This window comes from Propioniciclava sp. MC1683 (genome assembly GCF_014164675.1).
GTDB lineage: Bacteria > Actinomycetota > Actinomycetes > Propionibacteriales > Propionibacteriaceae > Propioniciclava.
Genome location: NZ_JACJFX010000001.1, coordinates 370,854 through 396,720 on the forward strand (window position 1 = coordinate 370,854; position 25,867 = coordinate 396,720).

Here is a 25,867-nt window from a genome sequence, read left to right on the forward strand (position 1 = left end):
GGGACGAAGGAGGAGCAGGCATGGTGCAGGCCGTCGAGGCGGGACACGTTCCCGTCATGGCCGCGCGCATCGTCGAACTGCTCTCCCCGGCGCTGGCCGACGGGGGCACCTACGTCGACTGCACCCTGGGCCTCGCCGGCCACGCACGGATGATCCTCTCCACTTCCCCCCACGCCCGCCTCGTCGGCATCGATCGGGACGCCGACGCGCTGGCCATCGCCCGCGAGCGCCTCGCCGAGTTCGGCGACCGCGTCGCCCTCTACGAGGCCGTCTACGACGAGCTCCCCGACGTTCTGGCCGAGGACGGGACGCCGAAGGTGCAGGCGATCCTGGCCGACCTCGGGCTCTCCAGCCTCCAGATCGACCGGCGCGAGCGCGGCTTCGCCTACTCCGTCGACGCCCCGCTCGACATGCGCATGACGCAGGCCTCCGGCCCCACCGCCGCCGACGTCGTGAACACGTACGGCGAGCGCGAGCTGACCCGCATCCTGCGCACCTACGGCGAGGAGCGCTTCGCCGACCGCATCGCCCGGGCCCTGGTCCGCGAGCGCGCGGCGACCCCGTTCACCACGTCGGCGCGCATGGTGCAGGTGATCTCGGACGCCATCCCCGCGGCCGCCCGCCACACGGGTGGCCACCCGGCCAAGCGCACCTTCCAGGCGCTGCGGATCGAGGTCAACCGCGAGCTCGAGGCCCTGGAGGGCCTCCTGCCGGCGGCGCTGGACGCCCTCGCGCCCGGCGGCCGCCTCGCCGTGCTGTCCTACCACTCCCTGGAGGACCGCCTGGTGAAGCAGTCGTTCGCCGCGGCGTCCACCGACACCGCCCCGCGCGGCCTGCCCATCGTCCCGGTCGAGCACCGGGCCGCCTTCCGCCTGCTCACCCGCGGTGCCGAACGTCCCAGCCCCGAGGAAGAGGCCGACAACCCCCGCGCGGCGTCCGCACGCCTGCGCGCGACCGAACGACTCCAGGAGGTGGCGGCGTGACCGCGTGGCAGACCATCCGTGAGACCCCCCGGCGGATCGGTGAGGCGGCCAGCCAGGCCCGCCCGCAGCTGCGGGGCATCATCAGCCCGCCCCGGCGCCTGTCGCCGGTCACCTTCGCCGTGCTCGTGGTCGGCATCGTCGTCTCCGGCATGGTGGGCATGCTCGTGCTCACCACCGTGCTGCAGAACCAGGCCTTCGAGGTGCGCGACGCCCAGCTGACCGCGAGCGAGCTCGGCTACCGGGCCTCCGACCTCGAGGCGCAGGTCAACCGAGTGAAGGCCCCCGAGTCGCTCGGCCTGCGCGCGACCGAGCTGGGCATGGTGCCCAACCCGCACGCGGTGTTCATCGACGTCAGCTCCGGCGAGGTGCTCGGCGAGCCCATCGCGGCCCGCGGCGACGAGATGCCCTCGCTGAAGGTCCGCCCGGCCCCGGTGGCCCCCGTCGAGCCGGCCGAGGGTGAGGCTGCGCCCGTGGATGGCGCCGCCCCGGCGGAGGGCACCACCCCCGAGGAGGGTGCCACCGCGCCGGTCGACCCGGCCCAGGCCGAGGCCCCCGCCGAGGGCGTGCCCGCCGACCAGCCGCCGGCCGGTGAAGCGCCGGCCGAGCCGATCCCCGCCGACGCCACGGGAGGCCAGGGATGACCCGCCCGACCACCCCCCGTCGCAAGCCGGCTCGCGTCTCGGGCCGTGCCCGCATGGCGGCGACCGCGTTCCGCCTGCGCGTGCTCGTCCTCGCCGTCGCGATCCTGTTCTCGGTCGCGGCGGCCCGTGCCGTGCAGATCCAGGTGGTCAGCGCCGAGGCGATGGCCTCCGAGGCCGCCCAGCGCATGACGGTGGCCCGCGACGTCCCCGCCCAGCGGGGCACCATCACCGGCCGTGACGGCCAAGTGCTCGCCCTGACCGAGGCCACCGTCAACGTGATCGCCGACCCGTCGATGATCGCCACCAACGGCAAGGAGCCGGAGGCGATGCGCGACTCGGACCGCGCGAAGGCGGCGGTCGCCCCGACGGAGATGGCCGCGATCATCGCCGCCCACACGGGCGCTTCTGCCGAGGAGGTCGAGGCGAAGCTGCGCACCGCGACGACGTCGAACGCCAAGGGCGAGACCGTCCCGGTCAAGTACACGATCCTGGCCCGGCAGGTGCGCTCCAGCGTGTGGGTCGAGCTCAACGCCGCGCTCAACAAGGGCAAGTACGTCGGCGTGTTCCGCGAGTCCAACCCCAAGCGCGTCTACCCGATGGGCAGCGTGGCCAGCAACATCGTCGGCTTCATGAGCGAGGGCAAGGGCCGCACCGGCCTGGAGGCCGCGCAGGAGGACGCGCTGGCCGGCACCAAGGGCCGCGAGCAGTTCGAGACCTCGCCGAACGGCCGCATCCCGCTGGGCAACCAGACGCTGACGCCCGCGGTCGACGGCAAGGACTTCCAACTGACCATCGACGCCGACCTCCAGTGGATGGTCGAGCGCCGGCTGGCCGAGCGCGTCGACGAGGTCGGCGGCAACTGGGGCGTCGCGATCGTGCAGGACGTCGAGACCGGCGAGCTGCTGTCCCTGGCCAACTACCCCTCCTACGACTCCAACAAGCCGGGGGACGCCGCGCCCGGCGACACCGGCAACCGTGCGGTCACCGCGATGTACGAGCCGGGTTCGGTGCAGAAGGTGCTCACCCTCGCCTCGCTGCTGGACGCCGGCCTCACCACCCCCGACCGCACCTACGCGATCAAGGACACCGTCAAGGTGGGCGAGCACACCGTGCGGGACGCGTTCAAGCACGGCGACATCGACATCACCACGCGCGGCATCCTGGTCAAGTCGTCCAACATCGGCGCGATCACCGCGGCGCGCGAGCTCGAGCCCGCCCAGCTGCGCGACTACATGGCCGGCTTCGGCCTCGGCCAGAAGACGACGCTCGGCCTGCCCGGCGAGCAGCCCGGCAGCCTCCCCGGCGCCGGCATGCCGCAGTTCCAGGCCGACTCCATCGCCTACGGCTACGGACTGTCGGTGACGTCGCTGCAGATGGCCTCGGCCATCTCGGCGGTCGCGAACGACGGCGTGTACACGGCCCCCTCGATCATCAAGGCGACCGGTGACCACGGGGGTCCGCTCGTCCCGGTGGCCGCGCCGGAGACGCACCGCGTGGTCTCGGAGGAGGCCGCCCGCGCCACCGTCGAGATGATGGAGCAGCGCACGCTCGACAGCGAGGCGCAGCTGAAGATCCCCGGCTACCGGACCGGCACCAAGACCGGCACCGCCCGCCTGCAGGCCGCCACCGGCGGCTACGCCGGCCAGGTGGCCTCGATCGTCGGCGTGGCACCCGTCGAGGACCCGCAGATCCTGGTCTACGTGCTGATCGCCCGCCCCGACACCCTCGGCGCCGGCCTCGGCATGGCGGGCCCGGTCTACCGGGACATCATGTCGCTGGCCCTGCCGCGCTACGGCGTGCAGCCGAGCAACGACGTCGACCAGGCGAAGCTGCCCCTCTTCAAGGAATGATGCCTCCCGTGACGTCCGACCCGAGCGCCCTGCGGCCCTCCGCCGCACCCGGACTGCCCCTGGCACACCTGCTGCCGGGGGCGTCAGGTGTCCTCACCGGCGTGGCCGTCGACTCCCGTGCGGTGGCCCCGGGCGACCTCTACGTCGGGCTGCCGGGGGCGCGGGCGCACGGCGCCTCCTTCGCCGCCCAGGCCGCGGCCGCCGGGGCGCTGGCCGTGCTCACGGACGCCGCAGGTGCGGCCCTCGCCGAGCCCGCCGGCCTGCCCGTCCTGGTCGTCGACGACCCGCGGGCCGCGATGGCGCCGCTGGTCGCCGACGTGTACGGGCGTCCGGGGGAGGCCCTCGACCTGTTCGCCGTGACCGGCACCAACGGCAAGACCTCCACCGTGTTCCTCCTCGAGGCCGCGCTGGCCGCCCTCGGCCGCACCGTGGCCACGATCGGCACCATCGGGTTCCGGGTCGCCGGGCAGCCGCTCGACGTGGCCCGCACCACCATCACCACGCCCGAGGCGCCCGACCTGCAGGCCCTCCTCGCCGTCCTGCGCGAGCGGGGGGCCGACACCGTCGCCATGGAGGTCAGCAGCCACGCGCTGGCCCTCCACCGCGCGGACGCCCTCACCTTCGACGCCGCCGGCTTCACCATGCTGGGCCAGGACCACCTCGAGTTCCACCACACGCTCGAGGAGTACTTCGCGGCGAAGGCCCGCCTGTTCGTCGACGGGCGCACCCGCGCGGCGGTCGTGAACACCGACGACCCGTGGGGCCGCCGCCTGGCCGACCTCGCCCGCGCCGACGGCACCCGGGTGGTCACCACGCTGGCCGCCGACGCCGACCTGCGCGTGGTGGCGGCCGAGCCGCTGGCCGACGGGGGCTCCCGCGTCCGCCTCGCACACCCGGGCGGGGAGACGGTCTTCGACCTCTCCATGCTGGGCGACTTCAACGTCGCCAACGCGGTCACCGCGCTCGGGCTCGTGCACGCGGCCGGCCTCGACGTGGACGCCGCGGCCGCCGGGCTCGCCGCGGCCCAGGTCCCGGGCCGGATGCAGCGCGTCGACCTGGGGCCGGACGCCCCGCACGCCGTGGTCGACTTCGCCCACACCCCGCAGGCCGTGGCCGCCGCCCTGGCGGCGCTGCCGCGCACCGGACGCCGCATCGCCGTGCTCGGCGCCGGCGGCGACCGCGACCCGAGCAAGCGCGGCCCGATGGGGCGCGCCGCCGCGGAGGCGGCCGACCTGGTCGTCGTCACCGACGACAACCCGCGCAGCGAGGAACCGGCCGCGATCCGGGCCGCCGTGCTGGCCGGTGCCCGGGAGGCCGGAGGCGCCGAGGTCGTCGACGGCGGCGACCGCCGCGCCGCGATCGCGCGGGCCCTGCGCCTGGCCCGGCCCGCCGACTGGGTGGCGGTGCTCGGCAAGGGCCACGAGACGGGGCAGGACGTCGCTGGCGTCATCAGCCCGTTCGACGACGTCGCGGTGATCCGCGAGACCTGGGGGGAGTGACGTGGAACCCATCACGCTCGACGAGCTGGCCCGCGCGACGGGCGGGCGCCTGGTCCGCGCCGCCGACCCCGGTGCCCGCGTGGGGCCCGACGTCGTCATCGACTCCCGCCGGGCCACGCCCGGCTCGGTCTTCGTGGCCATCCCGGGCGAGCGCGTCGACGGCCACGACTACCTGGACGCCGCGGCGTCCGGGGGTGCGGCCGCCGCGCTGACCGCCCGCGAGGTGGACGCCGACCTGGCCCAGGTGGTCGTCGACGACCCGGTCGCCGCCCTGCAGCGCCTGGCGCGACACACCGTCGACGCCGGCCACGCCGGTGGCCTCGTGGTCGTCGGGGTGACCGGTTCCTCGGGCAAGACCTCGACCAAGGACCTCATCGGGCAGGTGCTCGGCCGCTTCGGCGCGACCGTGGTGCCGCCCGGCTCGTTCAACAACGAGATCGGGGCGCCGCTGACCGCCTGCCGCGTGGACGGCGCCACCCGCTTCCTCGTCGCCGAGATGGGCGCGCGCGGCATCGGCCACGTGCGCGCGCTCACGGAGGTCACCCCGCCCGACATCGGCGCGGTCCTCAACGTCGGCCACGCCCACGTGGGGGAGTTCGGCTCCGTGGAGGGCATCGCGCAGGCCAAGGGCGAGCTCGTCGAGGCGCTGGACGCCGACGGCTGGGCCGTCCTCAACGCCGCCGACCCCCTCGTCGCCGCCATGGCGTCGCGGAGGCGCGCCCGCGTCGCCTGGTTCGCCGACGCCGGCGAGCCGGAGGGGGGCGACCTGCGCGTGTGGGCGTCCGATGTCGTCGCCGACGACCTGCAGCGCTTCTCGTTCACCCTCCACGCCGACGGCGCCGTCACCGGCAGCGAGCCGGTGGCCCTGGGCGTCCTCGGTCGCCACAACGTGGCCAACGCGCTGGCCGCCGCCGCGGTCGCGCTGGCGGCCGGCTGCGACCTGCCGGGCGTGGCGGAGGCCCTCACCAGCGCGCGCCCACAGTCGCGCTGGCGCATGGAGCTGGTCACCCGCGCCGACGGCCTGGCCATCCTCAACGACGCCTACAACGCCAACCCCGACTCCATGGCCGCCGCCCTGACCAGCCTCGCCGGCCTGCGCCGCGACGGCGGCCGGGTCGTCGCCGCGGTGGGGGACATGCTGGAGCTCGGCGACACCTCCGCACAGGCACACCGCGCGGTGGGGGAGCTCGCCGCGCGCCTGGGGGTCGACGAGGTCCTGGCGATCGGCGCGTTTGGCAACCACGTCATCGACGCAGTTGCCGCCGGGGGCGGCCGCGGCCAGTATCTAGAGGGCAAGGACGAGCTCACGCGCCACCTGCGCGCGAGCCTGGGTCCTCGCGATGTGGTGCTGGTCAAGGCGTCCCGCGGCCTCGCACTCGAGACCGTGGCGGAGGCCCTGGCGGGCGCCGACGACGAAGGAGAATCGCACCGATGATCATGATGCTGCTGGCCGGCGCGCTCGGCCTCGTCGGGACACTCGTGGGCACCCGTCTGGCCATCCACGTCCTGGTGAGCCGCGGGTACGGGCAGTACGTCCGTGACGACGGCCCCAAGGAGCACCTGAAGAAGGCGGGCACGCCCACGATGGGCGGCATCGCGATCATCCTCAGCGTCCTGCTGGCCTACACGCTGGCGCACCTGATCCTGTGGCGGCCCCCGACCGTGTCCGGCCTGCTCCTGCTCGGGCTGTTCACCGGCCTGGGCTTCGTGGGCTTCCTCGACGACTGGATCAAGATCTCCCGCGCCCGCAGCCTGGGCCTCAACAGCAAGGCCAAGCTGATCCTGCAGACGCTGATCGCGGTGGCGTTCGGTTATGCGGCCTTCCAGTTCCCCAACGAGCGCGGCCTCACGCCCGCCTCGACCTACGTGTCGTTCCTGCGCGACATCCAGTGGCTCGACCTGGGGCCGTGGCTCGGCCTGGCCTGGATCGTCTTCATCATCGCGGCGCTCTCCAACGGCGTGAACCTCTCCGACGGCCTCGACGGCCTCGCCACCGGCCTGTCCACCATGGTGTTCGCCGCCTTCGCGCTGGTGAACCTGTGGCAGTACAACCAGTGGTGCGCGACCCTGTCGACCACCGGCCCGCTGTGCTACGAGGTGCGCGACCCCAACGACCTGGCCGCCATCTCCATGGCGCTGGCCGGCGCCTGCTTCGGCTTCCTGTGGTGGAACGCCTCCCCGGCCAAGATCTTCATGGGCGACTCGGGCTCGCTGGCCCTCGGCGGTGCCGTCGCCGGCCTGGCGATCCTCACCCGCACCGAGCTGCTCGTCGTCATCCTCGGCGGCATGTTCGTGCTCATCACCCTGTCGGTGGTCCTCCAGGTGGGCTTCTTCAAGCTGTCCAAGGGCAAGCGCCTGTTCAAGATGGCGCCCCTGCACCACCACTTCGAGATGGTCGGCTGGGCCGAGCAGACCGTCGTCGTCCGCTTCTGGATCATCTGCGGCATCTTCGTCGCGCTCGGCACCGGCATCTTCTACGCCGAATGGGTGGTGAACCTGTGACCCTCGACTGGATCGCGTCCGCCGACCGCCTCTCCCCGTGGCGCGAGGCCACGGTCGTGGTGGCAGGCCTCGGCACCTCCGGCTACGCGGCCGCCGACGGGCTCATGGCCCTGGGCGCCGGCCGGATCGTCGTGCTCGACGAGGCCGACACCCCCGCCAACCGCGACAAGGCCGAGCTGCTGCGCGCGCTCGACGTCGAGGTCACCCTCGGCGCCGGAGCGACGGGCACCCTGCCCGAGGGCGTCCACCTCGTCGTCACCTCGCCCGGGTGGCGCCCGACGGCGCCGCTGCTGCTGCGGGCCGCCGAGCGGGGCGTCCCGGTGTGGGGCGAGGTCGAGCTGGCCTGGCGCATGATGCAGCCCGACCGCGTGGTGCCGTGGCTCGGCATCACCGGCACCAACGGCAAGACCACCACCACGAACATGCTCGAGTCGATGCTGCTGGCGGCGGGCCTCAAGGCCGCCGCGGTCGGCAACGTCGGACGCCCCATCATCGAGGCGATCCTCGACGAGGTCGACTACGACGTGTTCGCCGTGGAGCTGTCGAGCTTCCAGCTGCACTGGTCCGACACGCTGGCCCTGCACTCGGCCGCCGTCCTCAACCTGCAGGCCGACCACCTGGAGTGGTACGCCCACGAGGACGACCCCTACGCGGCCTACGCCGCCGACAAGGCGAAGATCTACGAGCGGGTGACGCACTCCTGCGTCTACAACGTCGCCGACCCGGCCACCGAGAAGATGGTCGAGGAGGCCGACGTCACCGAGGGCGCCCGGGCGATCGGGTTCCGCCTCGAGGTGCCGGCCCCGTCGATGCTCGGCGTCGTCGACGACCTCCTGGTCGACCGCGCGTTCGTCGAGCAGCGCCGCGACTCGGCGATGCCGCTGGCCGAGCTCTCCGACGTCCGCCCGTTCGCGCCGCACAACGTGGAGAACGCGCTGGCCGCGGCCGCGCTGGCCCGCAGCTTCGGCGTCCCGCCCCAAGCGGTCGCGCAGGGGCTGCGCGACCTCGAGATCGGCGACCACCGGATCCAGACCGTGGCCGAGGGCGGCGGTGTGCGCTGGGTCGACGACTCCAAGGCGACCAACCCGCACGCCGCGGCGTCCTCGATGCGCGCGTTCGACTCGATCGTGTGGATCGCCGGCGGGCAGGCCAAGGGCACCTCCTTCGACGATCTCGTCACCACCTACGGCCCCAAGCTGAAGGGCGCGGTGCTGCTTGGCGTCGACCGCGCGGTGATCGCCGGCGCGCTTGCCCGACACGCGCCCGACGTCCCGGTGATCGTGATCGACAACGGCGAGACTGGGGCCATGGCCGAGGCAGTCGCTGCCGCGGCGGGCCTGGCTTCCCCGGGCGACACGGTCCTCCTGGCGCCCGGATGTGCCAGCAGGGACATGTGGACCGGGTACGACGCCCGCGGGCGCGACTTCACCGAGGCGGCCCGGGCCCGGGCACAGGACTAGACGAGCAGACAGGAGGACGGCGGTGGCGATCCTGACCCCCAGCAGGCCCCCCAAGCCGTCGAGCGCCCGCCGCAAGGGTCGCGAGAACACCATCGCCGACACGGCCTCGGGCTGGCTGTCGCACCCGATGGCCGACGTGGTCCTGGTCACCGTGCCCACCGCCATCCTGCTCGGCCTCGGCGCCCTCATGGTGTGGTCGGCGTCCACTGTCTTCGCGTACCGCCAGTTCGGGGACGCCTTCTACTTCATGGAGCGCCACCTGGTCTTCCTGGTCGTGGCGCTGATCGCCGGCTTCGTGGCCTCGCGGGTGCCGCCCGAGAAGCTCCGCGCCCTGGGTTGGGTGGCCTTCGGGCTCGCCGCGTTGTTGCTGTGCCTGACCTTCGTGCCCGGCCTGGGCTACGGCGTCGGCGGCAACAAGAACTGGCTCAACTTCGGCGGCCCCGGCCAGATGCTCCGGCTGCAGCCCGCCGAGCTGGCCAAGCTGGCCCTGGTGGTGTGGGGCAGCGCGGTGCTGGCCAACAAGCGGAAGCTGCTCAACGAACCCAAGCACCTGCTGGTGCCGTTCGTCCCGTTCTCCCTGCTGCTCATCGGCCTCGTCGTCCTCCAGCGCGACCTCGGCACCGCGATCATCCTCGGCGCCCTCATGCTCGCGATCCTGTGGTGCGTGGGCGCACCGCTGAAGGTGCTGGGCGGCATGATGGCCATGATCGTCGTGGCCGCGGGCGTGCTCGTCACCCTCAACGAGTCACGCGTCGCCCGCATCCTGGGCTTCCTCGACCCGACGTCCGACCCGACCGGCATCAACCACCAGCCGCTGCAGGCCCTCTACGGGCTGGCTAGCGGCGGCTGGCTGGGCGTGGGCCTCGGGCGCAGCCGCCAGAAGTGGGGCAGCCTGGCCGAGGCTCACACCGACTACGTGCTCGCGATCATCGGCGAGGAGCTCGGCCTCATCGGCACCCTCCTCGTGCTCGGCCTGTTCGTCATGCTCGCCTGGGCCGGCGTCCGGATCGCCCTGCGCGGCTCCACCTTCTTCACCCGCTGGGTCGCGGCCGGCATCACCGCCTGGCTGCTCATGCAGGCCTCGATCAACATCCTCGTGGTGCTGGGCCTGCTGCCCGTGCTGGGCGTCCCGCTGCCGTTCCTGTCGTACGGTGGGTCGGCGCTGCTGGCCAACGTCATGGCCGTCGGCATTCTCGTGGCCTGCGCGCGCGACGAGCCCGAGGCGAAGGCCTGGCTGCGGCGACGCGCCAAGGCGAAGGCACCCCGGCGCAGGCTGTCGGCGATCCTGCCGGCCCGCAGCCCGTCCTGATGGAGGAGACCCATGGTTTCGATCGTCCTGGCCGGCGGGGGCACCGCCGGCCACACCTCGCCGCTCATCGCGACGGCCGAGCGGCTGCGTGAGGCGCACCCCGGCGTCCGGCTGACCTGTGTCGGCACGCCGAAGGGCCTGGAGTCCCGGGTGATCCCGGCCGCCGGCCTCGAACTGCGGATGATCCCGCCGGTCCCGCTCCCGCGGAAGGCGACCCCCGAGCTGCTCCGCGTCCCCGGACGTCTCGCGGGTGCCGTCCAGCAGGCCATCGGCATCCTCGACGACGTGGACGCGGACGCCGTCGTCGGCTTCGGCGGTTACGTCTCCCTGCCGGTGTACCTCGCCGCCCTCGCGCGGCGCGTCCCGGTCGTGCTCCACGAGCAGAACGCGGTGCCCGGGCTGGCCAACAAGATCGCGGCGCGCTTCGCCAAGGTGGTCGCGGTCTCCTTCCCGAAGACGCCCCTGCCGCACGCCCGCTTCGTCGGCCTGCCCGTCCGGGCCGCCATCACCGACCTCGACCCGGTCGCTGACCGCGCGGCCGCCCGCGAGGCGCTGGGCTTCGGCAGCGACCGCCCGCTTCTGCTCGTCTCGGGCGGTTCGCAGGGCGCGGTGGCGATCAACAAGGCCACCGAGGCGGCGCGCGCCGAGCTCCTGGCCGCGGGGGTCGACATCCTGCACGTGCTCGGCCCGAAGAACCTCACCGACGCGCACACCACGATCGAGGACCCGGGCACGGGCGCCCGCTACGTACCGGTCGGCTACGTCGATGCCATGGAGCAGGCCTACGCCGCCGCCGACCTGATGGTCGGGCGCTCGGGGGCCGGCACGGTGGTCGAGACCGCGACGGTCGGACTCCCGGTCGTGTTCGTCCCCCTCCCCCACGGCAACGGGGAGCAGGCGCGCAACGCCGACTTCATCGTCGAGGCCGACGCCGGGGTCGTGGTGCCGAACAGCGAGTTCGACGGCCCGCGCCTGCTGGCCGAGGCGCTGCCGCTGCTGACCGACCCCCAGCGGCTCACCGGGATGCGCGAGCGCCTGGCCGGGCTCGTCCCGCGCGACGCCGCCGCCGACCTGGCCCGCCTCGTCCTCGAGCAGGCGGGTGCCTGACATGCCCCTGGTGCAGCCCGTCGACCTGGTCCCGGCCGCCGAGGTCGGGCCCGTCCACTTCATCGCCATCGGCGGCGCCGGCATGAGCGGCATCGCCCAGGCCTACGCCGACCTGGGGCTCGAGGTCTCCGGCTCGGACCGCGACGACTCCGCCGCGCTCCGCAAGCTGGCCGCGGCCGGCGTCCGCACCCATGTCGGCCACGACGCCGCCCAACTGGGGGACGCGCGCACCGTCGTGGTGTCGTCGGCGATCAAGCCCGGCAACCCCGAGCTGGACGAGGCCCACCGCCGCGGCCTGCGCGTCTGGCACCGGTCCGCGGCCCTCGGGGCCCTCATGCTCGGACGCCGCGGCGTCGCCATCACCGGGACCCACGGCAAGACCACGACCACCGGGATGGTGGCCACCATGCTGACCCGACTCGGGACCGACCCCGGCTACGTGATCGGCTCGCCCCTGGCCACGACGGGGGAGAGCGCGGCGCTCGGCACCGGCGAGGCCTTCGTGGTCGAGGCCGACGAGTCCGACGGCTCCTTCCTGCAGTACCCGGCCCAGGTCGTGGTGATCACCAACATCGAGGCCGACCACCTCGACAACTGGGGCACGCCCGCCGCCTACGTCGACGGCTTCGTGCGGCTCGGCTCGGCCGAGGGCGTCGAGGTCGTCGTGATGACCGCCGACGAACCCGTCTCACGGGAGGTGGCCGACACCCTGCGCGGGCTCGGCCGCACCGTGGTGACCTACGGCGAGTCCGCCGACGCCGACGTGCGCCTGACCCAGCTCGAGCTCACCCCCGACGTGACGGCGGCCACGCTGACCGCCGCCGACGACACCGGACGCCTCGCGCTGGCCGTCCCCGGCCGCTACAACCTGCACAACGCGACGGCCGCCTACGCCGTGGGCCGCGCGCTCGCCCTGCCCGGTCCCGCCCTGCGCGAGGCGCTGGGCACCTTCACCGGCACCCACCGCCGCTTCGAGGCCAAGGGCGAGGTCGGCGGCGTGCGCGTCTTCGACGACTACGCCCACCACCCGACCGAGGTCGCCGCGCTGCTGCGGGCGGCCCGGCCCCGGGTCGTCGAGGGTGGACGCCTCGTGGCCTGCTTCCAGCCCCACCTGTTCAGCCGCACGCGCGACTTCCTGGACGAGTTCGCCGCGGCGCTGTCCCTGGCCGACGAGGTCGTCGTCTGCGGCATCTACCCCGCCCGCGAGGAGGCGGCCGACTTCCCGGGCGTCACGGCGACCGCGCTCGCCGACCGCGTGCGCGCGCTGGGGCACGACGCCACCGTGGTCGAGGATCTCGCCGACGTCGCCCCGATTCTGGCCGACCTCGTCCGACCGGGTGACCTCGTGCTGACCATCGGCGCGGGCAGCATCACCACGGCCGGTCCGGCCCTGGTCGCCCTGCTGGAGGAGCGGGCGTGACTGAACCGCTGGTCGACGTCACCGGGGCCCGCCGCCGGCGCGCCCGGGCGAGGCTGAGGCGCCGCCTCGTCGTCGCCGGGATCGTGGCGGGGGTCCTTGCCGTCATCGGCGGCGTGGCGTGGGTCGTGCTGGGCTCGCCGTGGCTGGCCGTGCGCGAGGTGCGCGTCGAGGGCGCGACGCTGGTCCCGGTCGACCAGGTCGTGGCCGCGGCTGCCGTCCCGCTGGGGACGCCGCTGGCGCGGGTGAACGCCGCGGCCGCCGAGGCGCGGGTGACCGGCACGCTGCCCGCGGTCGCGTCCGTCCACGCCACGCGGGCCTGGCCCGACGCCGTCCTGCTCACGGTCACCGAATGGACGCCGCAGCTCGTGCTGGAGCTGCCCGGCACGTGGGTGTGGGTCTCCGGGGAGGGCCGGTCGTTCCACACGAGCGAGGAGCGCCCGGAGGGCGTCATGGTCGCCCGGGGCGGGCTGGCCGACGAGAACGTCCTCGCGACGCTGGCCGCCGTGGCGACGAGCCTGCCCGGCGAGGTGCGGTCCCAGGCCGAGTACATCCAGGCCGACACCGTGGACTCGGTGACGATCACCCTCGAGGACGGACGCAGGATCCTGTGGGGAAGCGCCGAGGAGGCCGAGCTCAAGGCGGACGTCGTCGTGCCGCTGCTGAAGGTGGAGGCCAAGGAGTACGACGTCTCCGCGCCCACCCACCCGACCACCCGGTGAGGTCGAGGGTTCGACCTCAACCCTCAACCACAGGTTGAGGGGCGCGCCCGCCGACCCCCCGGTGATGGACTCCGCACGCCGCGGGTCAATAACCTGACCTGCAGCCCCGTACCGCGCCGTTTGCCTTCCCACTCGGAACGCCGAGGTGGGGCTCAGCGAAGCATTGGCGGCAAGACGACAGAAGACAGGTACCCAACGTGGTGAGTGCATCCCAGAACTACCTGGCGATCATCAAGGTCGTGGGCGTGGGTGGGGGCGGCGTGAACGCCGTCAACCGGATGATCGAGGCGGGGCTCCGCGGTGTCGAGTTCATCGCGGTGAACACCGACGCGCAGGCGCTGCTGATGAGCGACGCCGACGTGAAGCTCGACATCGGTCGCGACCTGACCCGCGGTCTCGGGGCGGGTGCCGACCCCGACAAGGGTCGCCAGGCCGCCGAGGACCACGCGGACGAGATCGAGGAGGTCCTCAAGGGGGCCGACATGGTCTTCGTGACCGCCGGCGAGGGTGGCGGCACCGGCACGGGCGGCGCCCCGGTCGTGGCCCGCATCGCCCGCTCGCTCGGCGCGCTGACCATCGGTGTCGTGACGCGCCCGTTCAGCTTCGAGGGCCGCCGCCGCTCGACCCAGGCCGAGGACGGCATCACGCGCCTCCGCGAGGAGGTCGACACCCTCATCGTCATCCCGAACGACAAGCTGCTCGAGATGACCGACCACCACGTCGCGATCCTGGACGCCTTCAAGCAGGCCGACCAGGTGCTCATGCAGGGCGTCTCGGGCATCACCGACCTGATCACCACGCCCGGCCTGATCAACCTCGACTTCGCCGACGTCAAGGCCGTCATGAGCAACGCCGGCTCGGCACTCATGGGCATCGGTTCGGCCCGCGGTGAGGACCGCGCCCGCGCCGCCGCCGAGATGGCCGTGTCCAGCCCGCTGCTGGAGACCTCGATCGACGGCGCGCACGGCATCCTGCTGGCGATCGCCGGTGGCTCCGACCTGGGCCTGTTCGAGGTCTCGGCCGCGGCCAACCTGATCGAGGAGGCCGCGCACGAGGACGCGAACATCATCTTCGGCACGGTCATCGACGACAGCCTCGGCGACGAGGTGCGCGTCACGGTCATCGCCGCCGGGTTCGACGGGGGGCAGCCGCCGCGCCGCCAGCCCGGCGTGACCCGCAAGCCCGACCTGCGCCAGCCGCCGCCCCAGCCGCCGGTGCGCCAGCCCGAGGCGTCCCCGCAGCCGTCCCCGGTCGAGGAGCGTCCCGCCGCCCCCGCGCAGCAGCAGGCTCCCGTCCAGCAGCAGTCCCGGCCGGCGCCGCGCCCCGAGCCCATCGCCGACGACGAGCTGGACGTCCCCGACTTCCTGAAGTAGCCCGTGTTCGTCTTCCGTCGCGACCCCGACGCCGACCTCGGCGTCGGGGTCGCGTTCACGTCCGCCGACCTCGACCTGTCCGACGGGCAGGGCGAGACCGGCCGTGAGGCCGCCTTCGCCGCGCTGGCGGCGAGCCTGGGCGTGCCCGTCGCCGTGACCACGCAGGTGCACTCCGACGGGGTGCTGGCCGTGGGGGAGCAGACCGCGCCCGCGGCGTCCGGGCTGGTCGACCTGACCGGGCAGCAGGCGGACGCGCTCGTGACGACCCGGCCCGGCGTCGCGCTCGCGGTGCGGGTCGCCGACTGTGTTCCGATCTGCATCGCCGCGGCCGACGGATCGGCGGTGGCCGCCGTCCATGCCGGCCGCAGCGGGCTGATGCAGGGGGTCATCGCTGCGGCGGTCGACCGGCTGCGCGCCGACACCGACGCCGACCTCGTGGGGTGGGTCGGCCCGCACGTCTGCGGCGCTTGCTACGAGGTGCCCGCCGCGATGGCCGAGGACGCCGTCGCCCGGCTCGGCATCGCCCCCACCACCACGAGCTGGGGCACCCCCTCCATCGACCTGGGGGCCGCGGCGCTGGCCCAGCTGGGCGAGGCCGGGGTCGACGCCACCGCCGTGGGCGGCTGCACGCTGCACGGCACCGGGCTGCACTCCCACCGGGGCGGGGACGCCGGCCGGCAGGTCGGCCTCGTCTGGATCGCACCGCGCTGAACCGTTGCCGAACCCCGGGCGTGCCGCGTCGGGGGCGCGGGTGCCTCGCGCTAGTGTGATGGTCGATCCCTGAACGGAGGAACCATGGCAGAAGGTTTCAAGAAGGCTGCCGTCTGGCTGGGCCTCATGTCGGACGCACCCTACGACGAGCGTGACGACGAGCTCACCGAGGCCGTCGAGCCCGTGCGCCACGACCGGGACCGTGAGCGTGAGCGCCACGACCAGGTCCGCGAGGACCGCGCGCTGGCGCCCGCCGAGGCGAGCGTGACCGCCCTCGAGGAGCGGCGTCCCGCCCCCGTGCCCCGCACCGCGGACCTCAGCCGCATCGTCACCGTGCACCCGCGCACCTACAACGAGGCGCGCACGATCGGCGAGAACTACCGCGACGGCATCCCCGTGATCATGAACCTGTCCGACATGGAGGACGCCGACGCCAAGCGCCTGGTGGACTTCGCGGCCGGCCTGATCTTCGGCCTGCGCGGCACGATCGAACGCGTCACCAGCAAGGTGTTCCTGCTGTCGCCGGCCGGCGTGAACGTCACCGCCGAGGACAAGGAGCGCATCGTCGGGGGCTTCTTCAACCAGAGCTGACGCTCACCTTGGCGGTCCTCGTCTGGCTACACTAGCCTGAGGTTTCGGCGCGCCCCGTCGCGCCTCGGCAAGCCCGACACACTGTCCATCACGTGAGGTTGAACGATGACCCTGACCATCGAACAGGTGCGCGACACGCGTTTCCACCTGGCCCGCCGCAACGGCTACGACCCGGCCGACGTCGACACGTTCGTCGACAAGGTCGAGACGACGCTGGTGGCGCTGGCGGAGGAGAACGCGACGCTGCAGCAGCAGGTCGCGACCCTCTCGTCCGGTGGGGGCGCCGACGACGGTGAGCTCCAGCGCGCGCTGGAGGAGCGTGACGCCGAGCTCGAGCGCGTGCGCGCCGAGCTCGAGGAGGCGCGTGCGCAGCTCGAGGCCAAGGACGAGCAGCTCCGCTCCGCGGCCGAGGCCGGTGGCCAGGACGCCGATCTCCGCGCCGCCCTCGAGGCGAAGGACGCCGAGCTCCGTGCTCGCGACGAGGAGCTGGGCCGCAAGAACGAGGAGATCCAGAACCTCCACAACTCGCTGTCCGGTGGCGGCGACGAGGCGGCGCACCTGCGCGGCGAGCTGGAGAACCGCGACAACGAGCTCAACCACCTGCGTGGCGAGCTGGGCGACCGCGACGGCAACCTCGAGCAGCTGCGCGCCGAGGCCGAGTCCCTGCGCGAGCAGCTCGCCCAGCGCGACGACGAGCTGAACGGCCTCCGTGGCGAGGTCGAGTCGCTGCGCACCGCAGCCCCCGCGGCCGCCCCGGTCGCCTTCGGTGCGGTCGGCGACGGCCCCCAGGAGATCGTGGTCCGCACCGCAGCCGAGGCCTCCCCGGCCGTCACCCGCCTGCTGCAGATGGCCACCGAGCAGGCCGAGCGCCTGGTCGCCGAGGCGCAGGAGGAGGCCACCCGGCTCACCACCGAGGCCAACGAGACCGCCGCGCGTGTGACCGCCGAGGCCAACGAGACCGCTGAGCGTGTGACCGCCGAGGCCAACGAGACCGCCGAGCGTGTGACCACTGAGGCCAACGAGACCGCCGAGCGCGTGACCACCGAGGCCGAGCAGAAGGCCAAGGAGATCGTCGCCGACGCCCAGACCCGCGGCGAGCGCGTCGAGTCCGAGGCCCGGGTCAACGCCGAGAAGCTCACCGGTGACGCCGAGGCCCGTGCCGCCCAGGTCGACGCAGACGCCGTCGCCCGCCGCGCCGAGCTGTTCTCGACGCTGGAGGCGGAGCGCGACGACCTGTCGACGCGCGTCGACCACCTGCGTGAGTTCGAGGGTCGCTTCCGCCAGTCCTTCGTGGGCAACCTCGAGCAGCAGCTCGAGGCCCTGCGCAGCGGCAGCTTCGCCCCCGAGCAGCTGCCCGAGCTGCTGGGTGAGGGCCTCCGCGGCCAGTCCGCGACCCCGCGCCTCGACGCGCTGCTCAACAAGGACAACTGAGCAACCACCACGTGTGACGCCCCCGACCGGACCGGTCGGGGGCGTCGCGCATTCGCTTTGCGCGGAGCCACCGTGCGGGTGGTACTGTCTGCGCTCACAACGCAGCGTGAAGCACCTGGAGGGGGTGGCGCATGGCCAAGCCGGCCGACGGTGACGTCCGGGTTCCCGTCCTCGACGGGGAGGACCCGTGGACCGACGAGGAACTCGAGGAGATCCGCGAGGACCTGGTCTTCGACATCGCGCGCATGGAGCGGGCGATCCGGACCGCGGAGAAGGCGCTGGAGAAGCTCTTCGACGAGGGGACCGAGGGCGCCGGTCGCGACCCCGCCGACGTGGGGTCGACCAACTTCGAACGCGACCAGGAGATGTCGCTGGTCCAGAACGCCCGCGACATGCTCGACCAGGCCCAGACCGCCCTACGGCTGTTCGACACCGGCGGCTACGGCTGGTGCGACGCCTGCGGCCAGCCGATCGGCAAGGACCGGCTGATGGTCTTCCCGCGCGCCACGATGTGCGTGACCTGCAAGCAGCGGGAGGAACGGCGCTGACCTCCCCCCATCCCGTGCGCGGGGTCCTGTCCGGCCGGGCCGCCTGGGCCCTGGGCCTCGGCATCGCCGTCCTCGGCTACGGCGTCGACCTGCTGACCAAGCAGCTGGCGCTGGCCTACCTCGACCCCGCCAACCCGCCCGTCCTGCTGGGCGGGCTGCTGCGGCTGCAGCTGATCTTCAACCCCGGCGCCGCGTTCAGCATGGGGGAAGACTTCACGATCGTCCTGACCCTGATCGCGATCGCGGCCCTCGTCGGCGTCCTGGCCTTCCTGCTGCCGCGTGCGCGGCACCGCGGCTGGGTGGTCGCGAGCGGCCTGATCCTGGCCGGCATCCTGGGCAACCTGACCGACCGCCTGTTCCGCCCGCCGGCCCCCCTGCACGGGCACGTCATCGACTTCCTGCAGCTGCCCAACTTCGCCATCTTCAACGTGGCCGACATGTGCATCACCTTCGCGGCCGTGCTGATCATCTGGCTCGTCGCGATCAAGCAGGTCGACCTCGACGGGGCCAGCACCAAGGAGCCCCCGAAGACCGAGGCCGCGTGAGCGTCCACCTCGTGCCCGACGGGCTCGCCGGCGAGCGGGTCGACGCCGCGGCGTCCCGGATGACGGGCGTCAGCCGCAGTCGGGTGGCCGAGCTGGTGGCCGAGGGGTTGGTCCGGCTGAACGGCGAGGTCGTCTCCAAGTCCGCGCGCGTGGGTGCCGGTGACCTGCTGGAGCTCGAGATCCCCGCCCCGCGGGTCGCGACCGTGACCCCGCGCGAGGTCGAGGGCATCCGCATCGTCCACGACGACGCCGACATCGTCGTCGTCGACAAGCCGGCCGGCGTCGCCGCCCACCCGTCGCTCGGCTGGGACGGTCCCGACGTGGTCGCCCACCTGGCCGCCGCCGGGTTCCGGATCTCGACGTCGGGGGCGTCCGAGCGGCAGGGCATCGTGCAGCGCCTCGACGTGGGCACCTCGGGGCTGATGGTGGTCGCGAAGAGCGAGCCGGCCTACACAGCCCTGAAGCGCGCCTTCCGCAACCGCGAGGTCAGCAAGGTCTACCACACGCTGGTGCAGGGCCACCCCGACCCCTTCACCGGCACGATCGACGCCCCCATCGCGCGGCACCCCGGGCACGACTGGAAGATGGCGGTCGTCGACGGGGGCCGGCACTCGGTCACCCACTACGACACCCTCGAGGCCTTCCGGGCCGCGACGCTGCTCGAGGTCCAGCTCGAGACCGGCCGCACCCACCAGATCCGGGTGCACATGGCGGCGATCAAGCACCCCTGCGTCGGCGACCCCCTCTACGGGTCCGACCCCAACCTCGCCGCACGCCTCGGGCTCGAGCGCCAGTGGCTGCACGCGGTCGAGCTGGGCTTCACCCACCCGGGCACGGGGGAGTGGGTGGTGTTCGAGTCGGGCTACCCCGAGGACCTCGCCCACGCGCTCCGGCGGGTGGCCGACCCGGCCGACTGAGGGTTGCCGCCCGGTTGCCACCTGAGCGTCACCTCCGCGCAAACACACCGTGCGCTAAGGTCGAGCGCGTGGTGAACCTGAAGAACGACGGACTGCCGAACCGCCGCGCGAAGATCGTCTGCACGCTGGGCCCCGCGACCGACTCGCTCGAGCGGGTCATCGAGCTCGTCGAGGCGGGCATGAACGTCGCCCGGCTCAACATGAGCCACGGCGACCATGACACCCATCTGCGCCGCCTGCGCTGGGTCCGCCAGGCCTCCGAGAGCGTCGGACGCCCCATCGGCGTCTTCGCCGACCTGCAGGGCCCGAAGATCCGGCTGGGCAAGTTCCCCGACGGGCCGCAGGATCTCGAGGTCGGTGACCGGTTCACGATCACGACCGACGACGTGCCGGGCACGAAGGAGCGGGCAGGGACCACCCTGCAGACCCTGACCAACGACGTGAGCCCCGGCGACCAGATCCTGATCAACGACGGCGCCATCGAGCTGCTCGCCCTGGAGGTGACCGACACCGACGTCGTGACCGAGGTCGTGATCGGCGGCCGGGTCAGCGACCACAAGGGCATCAACCTGCCGGGCGTGGCGGTCTCCGTCCCGGCCCTCACCGAGAAGGACGCCGAGGACCTCGTCTGGGCGCTGGAGCACGGCGTCGACATGGTCGCCCTGTCGTTCGTCCGCTCGGCGCGCGACGTGGAGGACGTCCACCGGATCATGGACGAGCACGGCCGGCGCATCCCCGTCATCGCGAAGATCGAGAAGCCGCAGGCCGTCGCCGCGCTCGACGACATCGTCCGCGCCTTCGACGCGATCATGGTCGCCCGCGGCGACCTGGGCGTGGAGCTGCCGCTGGAGGACGTCCCCGGCGTGCAGAAGCGCATCATCACCGCGGCCCGCCTGGTCGCCAAGCCGGTGATCGTGGCCACGCAGATGCTCGAGTCGATGATCTCGGCCCCGCGGCCGACGCGGGCCGAGGCGTCCGACGTCGCCAACGCGGTGCTGGACGGCGCCGACGCGGTCATGCTGTCGGGGGAGACGGCCGTCGGCGCGTGGCCGATCGTGACCGTCGACACGATGGGGAGGATCATCCGCAAGATCGAGTCGCTGGGGCTCAACAAGATCGCGCCGATCGACTGGGACCCGCACACCACCTCGGGCATCATCGCCAAGGCGGCCGTCGAGGTGGCCGAGCGCGTGGGCGCCACGTACCTGGTCGCGTTCACCAAGAGCGGCGACACCGCGCTGCGCCTGACGCGGCTGCGCTCCCAGATCCAGGTCTGCTCGTTCAGCCCCTACGTCGAGACCGCCCAGCGGATGTCGATTGCGTGGGGCATCAAGTCGTTCACGACGCCCGAGTTCTACTCGATGGACGCCATGGTCGAGGCCGTGCAGAACTCCCTCAAGGGGTCCGGCATGGTCGAGGCCGGCGACAAGATCGTGATCGTGGCCGGCAACCCCAAGCACACCTCCGGCAAGACCAACTCGCTCCGGGTCGCCGAGATCCCGTGACCGACGCGACAGGCCCCCTCCCGTGCGGGAGGGGGCCTGTGTCGTACCGGGAAGGGGATTCGAACCCCTACGGGCCAGAGCCCAGACGGGTTTGAGCCGTCCGCGTATACCATTCCGCCACCCCGGCAAGTCGCGTGCAACATAGTGCCACATGCGGCCAACTCCGGGTCGTCCCGGCTCGACCGACCTAGTGTTGTGGGGTGTAGGGTCCGAATCGTTGTGACCAGGTCGTCATCAAGCAGGAAGCGGTGATCCAAGGTGAGCTCGAACGTGCCGTCGGCAGACCGTCCCCGGGTTCTCGTCGCGGAGGACGAGGCCCTCATCCGCCTCGACCTGGTCGAGTTGCTGACCGGCGAGGGGTACGACGTGGTCGGCGAGGCCGGTGACGGCGAGGAGGCCGTGAAGCTGGCCCGCGAGCTCGAGCCCGACCTGGTCGTCATGGACGTGAAGATGCCGACGATGGACGGCATCACCGCCGCCACCGCCATCGCCGAGGAGCGGATCGCCCCCGTGGTGATGCTGACCGCGTTCAGCCAGCGCGAGCTCGTCGATCGCGCCCGCGAGGCCGGCGCGATGGCCTACGTCGTGAAGCCGTTCGACGCCTCCGACGTGGTGCCCGCGATCGAGCTGGCCATGGCCCGCTACGCCGAGATCCGCGCGCTGGACGACGAGGTCGCCGACCTCGAGGAGCGACTGGCCTCCCGCAAGGCCGTCGACCAGGCCAAGGGCCTGCTGCAGGAGGGGCTGGGCCTGTCCGAGGCCGAGGCGTTCCGCTGGATCCAGAAGACCGCCATGGACCTGCGCAAGTCGATGCGCGAGGTCGCCGAGGGCGTCATCGACCACAGCAAGTCGGGCAAGGGCCCCAAGGGCAAGAAGAAGAAGGCCAAGCCGGTCGAGGAGTTCGACGACGAGGCCTGAGGCCTAGGGCTTCGGCCGCTTCAGCGCGCACGTCACGCGCGCCGTGCAGACCCGCTCGCCGGCGTCGTCGGTGAGCACGACCTCCCACGTGCCGAGCGTGCCCCCGATGCGGATCGCGCGCGCCTCGCCGGTCACCCAGCCCGAGCGCACGGGCGCGTGGTGGGTGGCGTTGAGGTCCACGCCGAAGGCTTGCCCGCCGCGCCCGACCGCGCTCGCCGCCGCGATCGAGGCCAGCGACTCGGCCATAACGCAGGACGCCCCGCCATGCCACAGCCCGAACGGCTGGGTGTTGCCCGCCACGGGCATCCGCCCGCGGGTGCGCTCGGGGGACACCTCGAGCACCTCCATCCCCATCCGCTCGTCGAGCCCGCCGGTCATGAGTGCTGCCAGGTCGGTCGGATCCATGCAGGCCATCGTGTCAGAGCGAGCCACTAGGCTGCGGTGGGTGACCAGCCAGACCCCTGCACCCGCGGCGTCCGACGCCCGCCTGCTGCTCATCGACGGGCACTCGGTGGCCTACCGCGCGTTCTTCGCGCTGCCGGTGGAGAACTTCGCCACCAGCACCGGGCAGCACACCAACGCGGTGTACGGGTTCACGTCGATGCTGATCAACGTGCTGCGCGACGAGCAGCCCACCCACGTGGCGGTGGCGTTCGACGTGAGCCGGCAGACGTTCCGCACCGAGGCGTACCCCGAGTACAAGGCCAACCGGTCCACCTCGCCCGAGGAGTTCAAGGGCCAGGTCGCGCTGGTGAAGGAGGTGCTGGACGCGCTCAACATCGTGCACCTCGAGCTCGACGGCTACGAGGCCGACGACATCATCGGCACCCTCTCGCTGCAGGCCCAGCAGGCGGGCTGGCAGACGCTGATCTGCACCGGCGACCGCGACGCGATGCAGCTCGTCGACGAGCGCACCACCGTGCTCTACCCGCGCAAGGGCGTCTCCGACCTGGCCCGCATGACCCCGGCGGCGGTGGAGGAGAAGTACCTCGTTGCGCCCACGCGCTACCCCGAGCTGGCGGCGCTGGTGGGCGAGACCTCCGACAACCTGCCCGGCGTCCCCGGCGTGGGCCCCAAGACCGCAGCCAAGTGGCTGGGTGAGTACGACGGCCTGGAGAACCTGCTCGCGCACGCCGAGGGCCTGCGCGGCAAGGCGGGGGAGTCGCTGCGGGAGCGCATCGAGGACGTGCGCCGCAACCGGCAGCTGAACGCGCTGGTGCGCACGCTCGACCTGCCGGTCGCCTTGGCGGGTCTCGAGCGGCGGGACTGGGACCGCGAGGCCGTCCACACCCTGTTCGACTCGCTCGAGTTCCGGGTGCTGCGCGAGCGGCTGCTCGAGACCCTGCCCGCCGAGGCGGCCGAGCCCGAGGGTGGGTTCGAGGTGGCCGGCGAGGTGCTCGCGCCCGGCGCCCTGCCGGGGTGGCTGGACGCCCACGCCTCCGGCCTGGTCGGGGTGCAGCCCGAGGGCTCGTGGAAGGGCGGCCAGGGGGACCTGGTCGGCCTGGCTCTGGCGTCCCTCGACGGCGCGGCCGCCTGGGTGCGCGTCACCGACCTGACTCCCGCCGACGACGCGGCGCTGGCCGCGTGGCTCGCCGACCCGGCCCGGCCCAAGGCCATGCACGACGCCAAGGGCCCCCTGCAGGCGATCTGGTCGCGGGGGTGGGACCTGGCGGGGCTGGCGTCCGACACCCACCTGGCCGCCTACCTGCTGCGGCCCGACCAGCGCACCTACGACCTGGGCGACCTGACGGTCCGCCACCTCAAGCGCGAGCTCGCGGCCGAGGGCGGCGGGTCCAGCGCGACCGACCAGCTGGCCTTCGACTTCGAGGACCCGGACGAGGGCCACGACGCCATGGTCCGCGCCCGCGCGGTCGCCGAGCTGGCCGGCGCCCTCGAGGTCGAGCTGGCTGCGGCCGGCGGCTCATCGCTGCTGGAGGAGGTCGAGCTGCCCCTGCAGCGCACCCTCGCCACCATGGAGCGGTACGGCATCGCGCTCGACACCGGCGCGCTGGAGTCGCTGTGGACCGAGTTCGACGTCGAGGTGCGCCGCGCCGAGCAGGAGGCCTACGACGCCATCGGCAAGCCCATCAACCTCGGCTCGCCCAAGCAGCTGCAGGTGGTGCTGTTCGACGAGCTCGGCATGCCGAAGACCCGCCGCACCCGCACGGGGTGGACGACGGACGCCGACGCCCTCGAGGGCCTCTACGCCAAGACCGAGCACCCCTTCCTCGCCGCGCTGCTGCGCCACCGCGACCAGATCAAGCTGCGCCAGACCGTCGAGGGGCTGCAGAAGTCGGTCGCCGACGACGGGCGCGTGCACACCACCTACCTGCAGACCGTCGCGGCCACCGGGCGGCTCAGCTCGACCGACCCGAACCTGCAGAACATCCCGATCCGCACCGAGGCGGGCCGGCGCATCCGCGAGGCGTTCGTCGTCGGCGAGGGCTACGAGTCGCTGATGACGGCCGACTACAGCCAGATCGAGATGCGGATCATGGCGCACGCGTCCGAGGACGCCGGGCTGATCGAGGCGTTCACGTCCGGCGCCGACTTCCACACCGTGATGGCCTCGCGCGTGTTCGGGGTCGCTCCCGACGAGGTCGGCGGCGGCATGCGCGCCAAGATCAAGGCGATGAACTACGGCCTGGCCTACGGCCTGAGCGCGTTCGGGCTGTCGGGGCAGCTGAAGATCCCGGTGTCCGAGGCCCGCGGCCTGATGGACGAGTACTTCGAGCGGTTCGGCCACGTCCGCGACTACCTCACCGGCATCGTCGACGATGCCCGCAAGACCGGCTTCACCGAGACGATCCTGGGCCGGCGCCGCTACCTGCCCGACCTCACCAGCTCGAACCGGCAGCGCCGCGAGATGGCCGAGCGCATGGCCCTCAACGCCCCGATCCAGGGCTCGGCCGCCGACATCATCAAGGTCGCCATGCTCGACGTCGAGTCAGGCCTGGCCCGCGCCGGGCTGCGCTCGCGCATGCTGCTCCAGGTGCACGACGAGCTCGTCTTCGAGGTGGCTCCCGGCGAGCGCGAGGCCCTGGAGGAGGTCGTCCGCGAGCGGATGGGCCACGCCGTCGAGATGGCGGTGCCGCTCGACGTGTCGGTGGGCGTGGGCCGCTCCTGGCACGAGGCGGCGCACTGAGCGCCGACGCCGTCCTCGCCCGGGCGCTGGCCGCGGCGCCTCGTTGCGGCGACGTGGTGGTCGTTGCGATCGACGGGCCCTCCGGGGCGGGCAAGACGACCCTGGCCGACGCCGTGGCGACCGACCTCGACTGCCCGGTCGTCCGCGTCGAGGACCTCTACCCGGGCTGGGACGGCCTGGCCGAGGGCGTCCGGCTGCTGGTGGAGCAGGTGCTGGAACCGCTGTGCCGGGGCGAGGTCGCGCGCTACCGCGCGTGGGACTGGCTGGCCTCGGCCTGGGACGGCTGGCGGACGGTCGCGCCGGTGCCCGTCCTCGTCGTGGAGGGGTGCGGCGCCACGGTAGGCCGAGCGGGTGAGCTCGCCGCCGTCCGCGTCTGGGTGGACGCCCCCACCGACGTGCGCAAGCAGCGCGGCCTCGCCCGTGATGGCGAGGCCTACGCCCCGTGGTGGGACCGGTGGGCCCAGCAGGAGCGGGCGCTGTTCGGCGCCGACCGCACCCGCGCGAAGGCCGACCTGGTGGTCTCGACGGACCTCGACTGATATGTAGGCCCTTTTGTCAAGGGGGCGTGACGAAGTGGCGTCCTCCTGGTTGGGGGACGCCACTTCGCTTTTGGCACGGTGCTTGGTGACGTTCGGCGTGGTCGTCGACGCGGATGGTCAGACTGACATGCGCGGGTTGGTTACCGCTTGACGG

At 73.0% G+C, this 25,867-nt stretch carries 23 protein-coding genes and 1 tRNA gene; 22 read left to right on the plus strand and 2 right to left on the minus strand.

The features are described from left to right. The first annotated feature begins 20 nt into the window (after positions 1-20). The 19 genes from rsmH to pyk all read left to right on the plus strand — a co-directional run bounded on the left by rsmH (position 21) and on the right by pyk (position 21,111). Positions 21-983 carry a 16S rRNA (cytosine(1402)-N(4))-methyltransferase RsmH gene (rsmH, locus tag H5397_RS01810; protein WP_182814583.1) on the plus strand — a complete coding sequence of 321 codons (963 nt, stop codon included), beginning with the start codon at positions 21-23 and terminating at the stop codon, positions 981-983. Next, positions 980-1,624, plus strand: a complete 645-nt coding sequence (locus H5397_RS01815; protein ID WP_182814584.1) for a hypothetical protein — start codon at positions 980-982, stop codon at positions 1,622-1,624. The genes rsmH and H5397_RS01815 overlap by 4 nt, the downstream gene beginning before the upstream one ends. After that, positions 1,621-3,474: a penicillin-binding protein 2 gene (locus H5397_RS01820; RefSeq protein WP_182814585.1), complete on the plus strand. Its 1,854-nt coding sequence runs from the start codon at positions 1,621-1,623 to the stop codon at positions 3,472-3,474. Before H5397_RS01815 ends, H5397_RS01820 begins: the two co-directional genes overlap by 4 nt. After that, positions 3,474-4,973: a UDP-N-acetylmuramoyl-L-alanyl-D-glutamate--2,6-diaminopimelate ligase gene (locus tag H5397_RS01825; RefSeq protein WP_182814586.1), complete on the plus strand. Its 1,500-nt coding sequence runs from the start codon at positions 3,474-3,476 to the stop codon at positions 4,971-4,973. The genes H5397_RS01820 and H5397_RS01825 overlap by 1 nt, the downstream gene beginning before the upstream one ends. Before the next feature lie 10 nt (positions 4,974-4,983). Continuing rightward, the gene (gene murF, locus H5397_RS01830; RefSeq protein ID WP_375539398.1) at positions 4,984-6,408 is read left to right on the plus strand and encodes a UDP-N-acetylmuramoyl-tripeptide--D-alanyl-D-alanine ligase; all 1,425 of its coding nucleotides are present in this window, start codon (positions 4,984-4,986) and stop codon (positions 6,406-6,408) included. Further along, a complete protein-coding gene (gene mraY / locus H5397_RS01835) occupies positions 6,405-7,475 on the plus strand; it encodes a phospho-N-acetylmuramoyl-pentapeptide-transferase (RefSeq protein WP_182814588.1) in 1,071 nt (356 codons plus the stop codon). Before murF ends, mraY begins: the two co-directional genes overlap by 4 nt. Beyond that, a complete protein-coding gene (gene murD / locus H5397_RS01840) occupies positions 7,457-8,935 on the plus strand; it encodes a UDP-N-acetylmuramoyl-L-alanine--D-glutamate ligase (RefSeq protein ID WP_182814589.1) in 1,479 nt (492 codons plus the stop codon). Before mraY ends, murD begins: the two co-directional genes overlap by 19 nt. A gap of 22 nt (positions 8,936-8,957) precedes the next feature. Then, on the plus strand, positions 8,958-10,244 hold the full coding sequence (gene ftsW / locus H5397_RS01845; RefSeq protein ID WP_220491877.1) for a putative lipid II flippase FtsW: 1,287 nt from the start codon (positions 8,958-8,960) through the stop codon (positions 10,242-10,244). A 12-nt stretch (positions 10,245-10,256) separates the two neighbouring features. Next, the gene (gene murG, locus H5397_RS01850) at positions 10,257-11,351 is read left to right on the plus strand and encodes an undecaprenyldiphospho-muramoylpentapeptide beta-N-acetylglucosaminyltransferase (RefSeq protein WP_182814590.1); all 1,095 of its coding nucleotides are present in this window, start codon (positions 10,257-10,259) and stop codon (positions 11,349-11,351) included. 1 nt (position 11,352) lies between these two features. Next, complete coding sequence (gene murC / locus H5397_RS01855) at positions 11,353-12,771, plus strand: UDP-N-acetylmuramate--L-alanine ligase (RefSeq protein ID WP_182814633.1); 1,419 nt, start codon at positions 11,353-11,355, stop codon at positions 12,769-12,771. Next, on the plus strand, positions 12,768-13,490 hold the full coding sequence (locus tag H5397_RS01860) for a cell division protein FtsQ/DivIB (RefSeq protein WP_182814591.1): 723 nt from the start codon (positions 12,768-12,770) through the stop codon (positions 13,488-13,490). The genes murC and H5397_RS01860 overlap by 4 nt, the downstream gene beginning before the upstream one ends. Positions 13,491-13,687: 197 nt before the next feature. Further along, positions 13,688-14,863 carry a cell division protein FtsZ gene (ftsZ, locus tag H5397_RS01865; protein ID WP_182814592.1) on the plus strand — a complete coding sequence of 392 codons (1,176 nt, stop codon included), beginning with the start codon at positions 13,688-13,690 and terminating at the stop codon, positions 14,861-14,863. 3 nt (positions 14,864-14,866) lie between these two features. After that, entirely contained in the window at positions 14,867-15,574 is a 708-nt protein-coding gene (locus tag H5397_RS01870) for a polyphenol oxidase family protein (protein ID WP_182814593.1), read from the plus strand. Positions 15,575-15,658: 84 nt separating this feature from the next. After that, positions 15,659-16,165 (plus strand): cell division protein SepF, encoded by a 507-nt coding sequence (locus tag H5397_RS01875; RefSeq protein WP_182814594.1) that lies wholly within the window; start codon positions 15,659-15,661, stop codon positions 16,163-16,165. A gap of 105 nt (positions 16,166-16,270) precedes the next feature. Next, a complete protein-coding gene (locus H5397_RS01880; protein ID WP_182814595.1) occupies positions 16,271-17,596 on the plus strand; it encodes a DivIVA domain-containing protein in 1,326 nt (441 codons plus the stop codon). A gap of 131 nt (positions 17,597-17,727) precedes the next feature. Next, entirely contained in the window at positions 17,728-18,144 is a 417-nt protein-coding gene (locus H5397_RS01885; protein ID WP_182814596.1) for a TraR/DksA family transcriptional regulator, read from the plus strand. A gap of 14 nt (positions 18,145-18,158) precedes the next feature. Then, the gene (gene lspA / locus H5397_RS01890) at positions 18,159-18,689 is read left to right on the plus strand and encodes a signal peptidase II (protein ID WP_309224249.1); all 531 of its coding nucleotides are present in this window, start codon (positions 18,159-18,161) and stop codon (positions 18,687-18,689) included. Next, on the plus strand, positions 18,686-19,606 hold the full coding sequence (locus H5397_RS01895) for an RluA family pseudouridine synthase (RefSeq protein WP_182814597.1): 921 nt from the start codon (positions 18,686-18,688) through the stop codon (positions 19,604-19,606). The genes lspA and H5397_RS01895 overlap by 4 nt, the downstream gene beginning before the upstream one ends. Positions 19,607-19,677: 71 nt before the next feature. Then, the gene (pyk, locus tag H5397_RS01900; RefSeq protein ID WP_375539335.1) at positions 19,678-21,111 is read left to right on the plus strand and encodes a pyruvate kinase; all 1,434 of its coding nucleotides are present in this window, start codon (positions 19,678-19,680) and stop codon (positions 21,109-21,111) included. Between the two features lie 44 nt (positions 21,112-21,155). Here pyk and H5397_RS01905 read toward each other — a convergent pair. Then, positions 21,156-21,238, minus strand: a tRNA-Leu gene (locus H5397_RS01905). 143 nt (positions 21,239-21,381) lie between these two features. Between H5397_RS01905 and H5397_RS01910 the strand changes: the two genes are divergently transcribed. Then, the gene (locus H5397_RS01910) at positions 21,382-22,029 is read left to right on the plus strand and encodes a response regulator (RefSeq protein WP_309224250.1); all 648 of its coding nucleotides are present in this window, start codon (positions 21,382-21,384) and stop codon (positions 22,027-22,029) included. Between the two features lie 3 nt (positions 22,030-22,032). Here the strand turns inward: H5397_RS01910 and H5397_RS01915 are convergent, their stop codons facing one another. After that, positions 22,033-22,434, minus strand: a complete 402-nt coding sequence (locus tag H5397_RS01915; RefSeq protein ID WP_220491878.1) for a PaaI family thioesterase — start codon at positions 22,432-22,434, stop codon at positions 22,033-22,035. Between H5397_RS01915 and polA the strand changes: the two genes are divergently transcribed. Both polA and H5397_RS01925 read left to right on the plus strand, forming a co-directional pair. Beyond that, positions 22,433-25,174: a DNA polymerase I gene (gene polA / locus H5397_RS01920; RefSeq protein WP_182814600.1), complete on the plus strand. Its 2,742-nt coding sequence runs from the start codon at positions 22,433-22,435 to the stop codon at positions 25,172-25,174. The two genes, H5397_RS01915 and polA, sit on opposite strands and share 2 nt — an antisense overlap. A gap of 26 nt (positions 25,175-25,200) precedes the next feature. Next, entirely contained in the window at positions 25,201-25,713 is a 513-nt protein-coding gene (locus tag H5397_RS01925) for an AAA family ATPase (RefSeq protein ID WP_223202711.1), read from the plus strand. Positions 25,714-25,867: the final 154 nt, after the last annotated feature.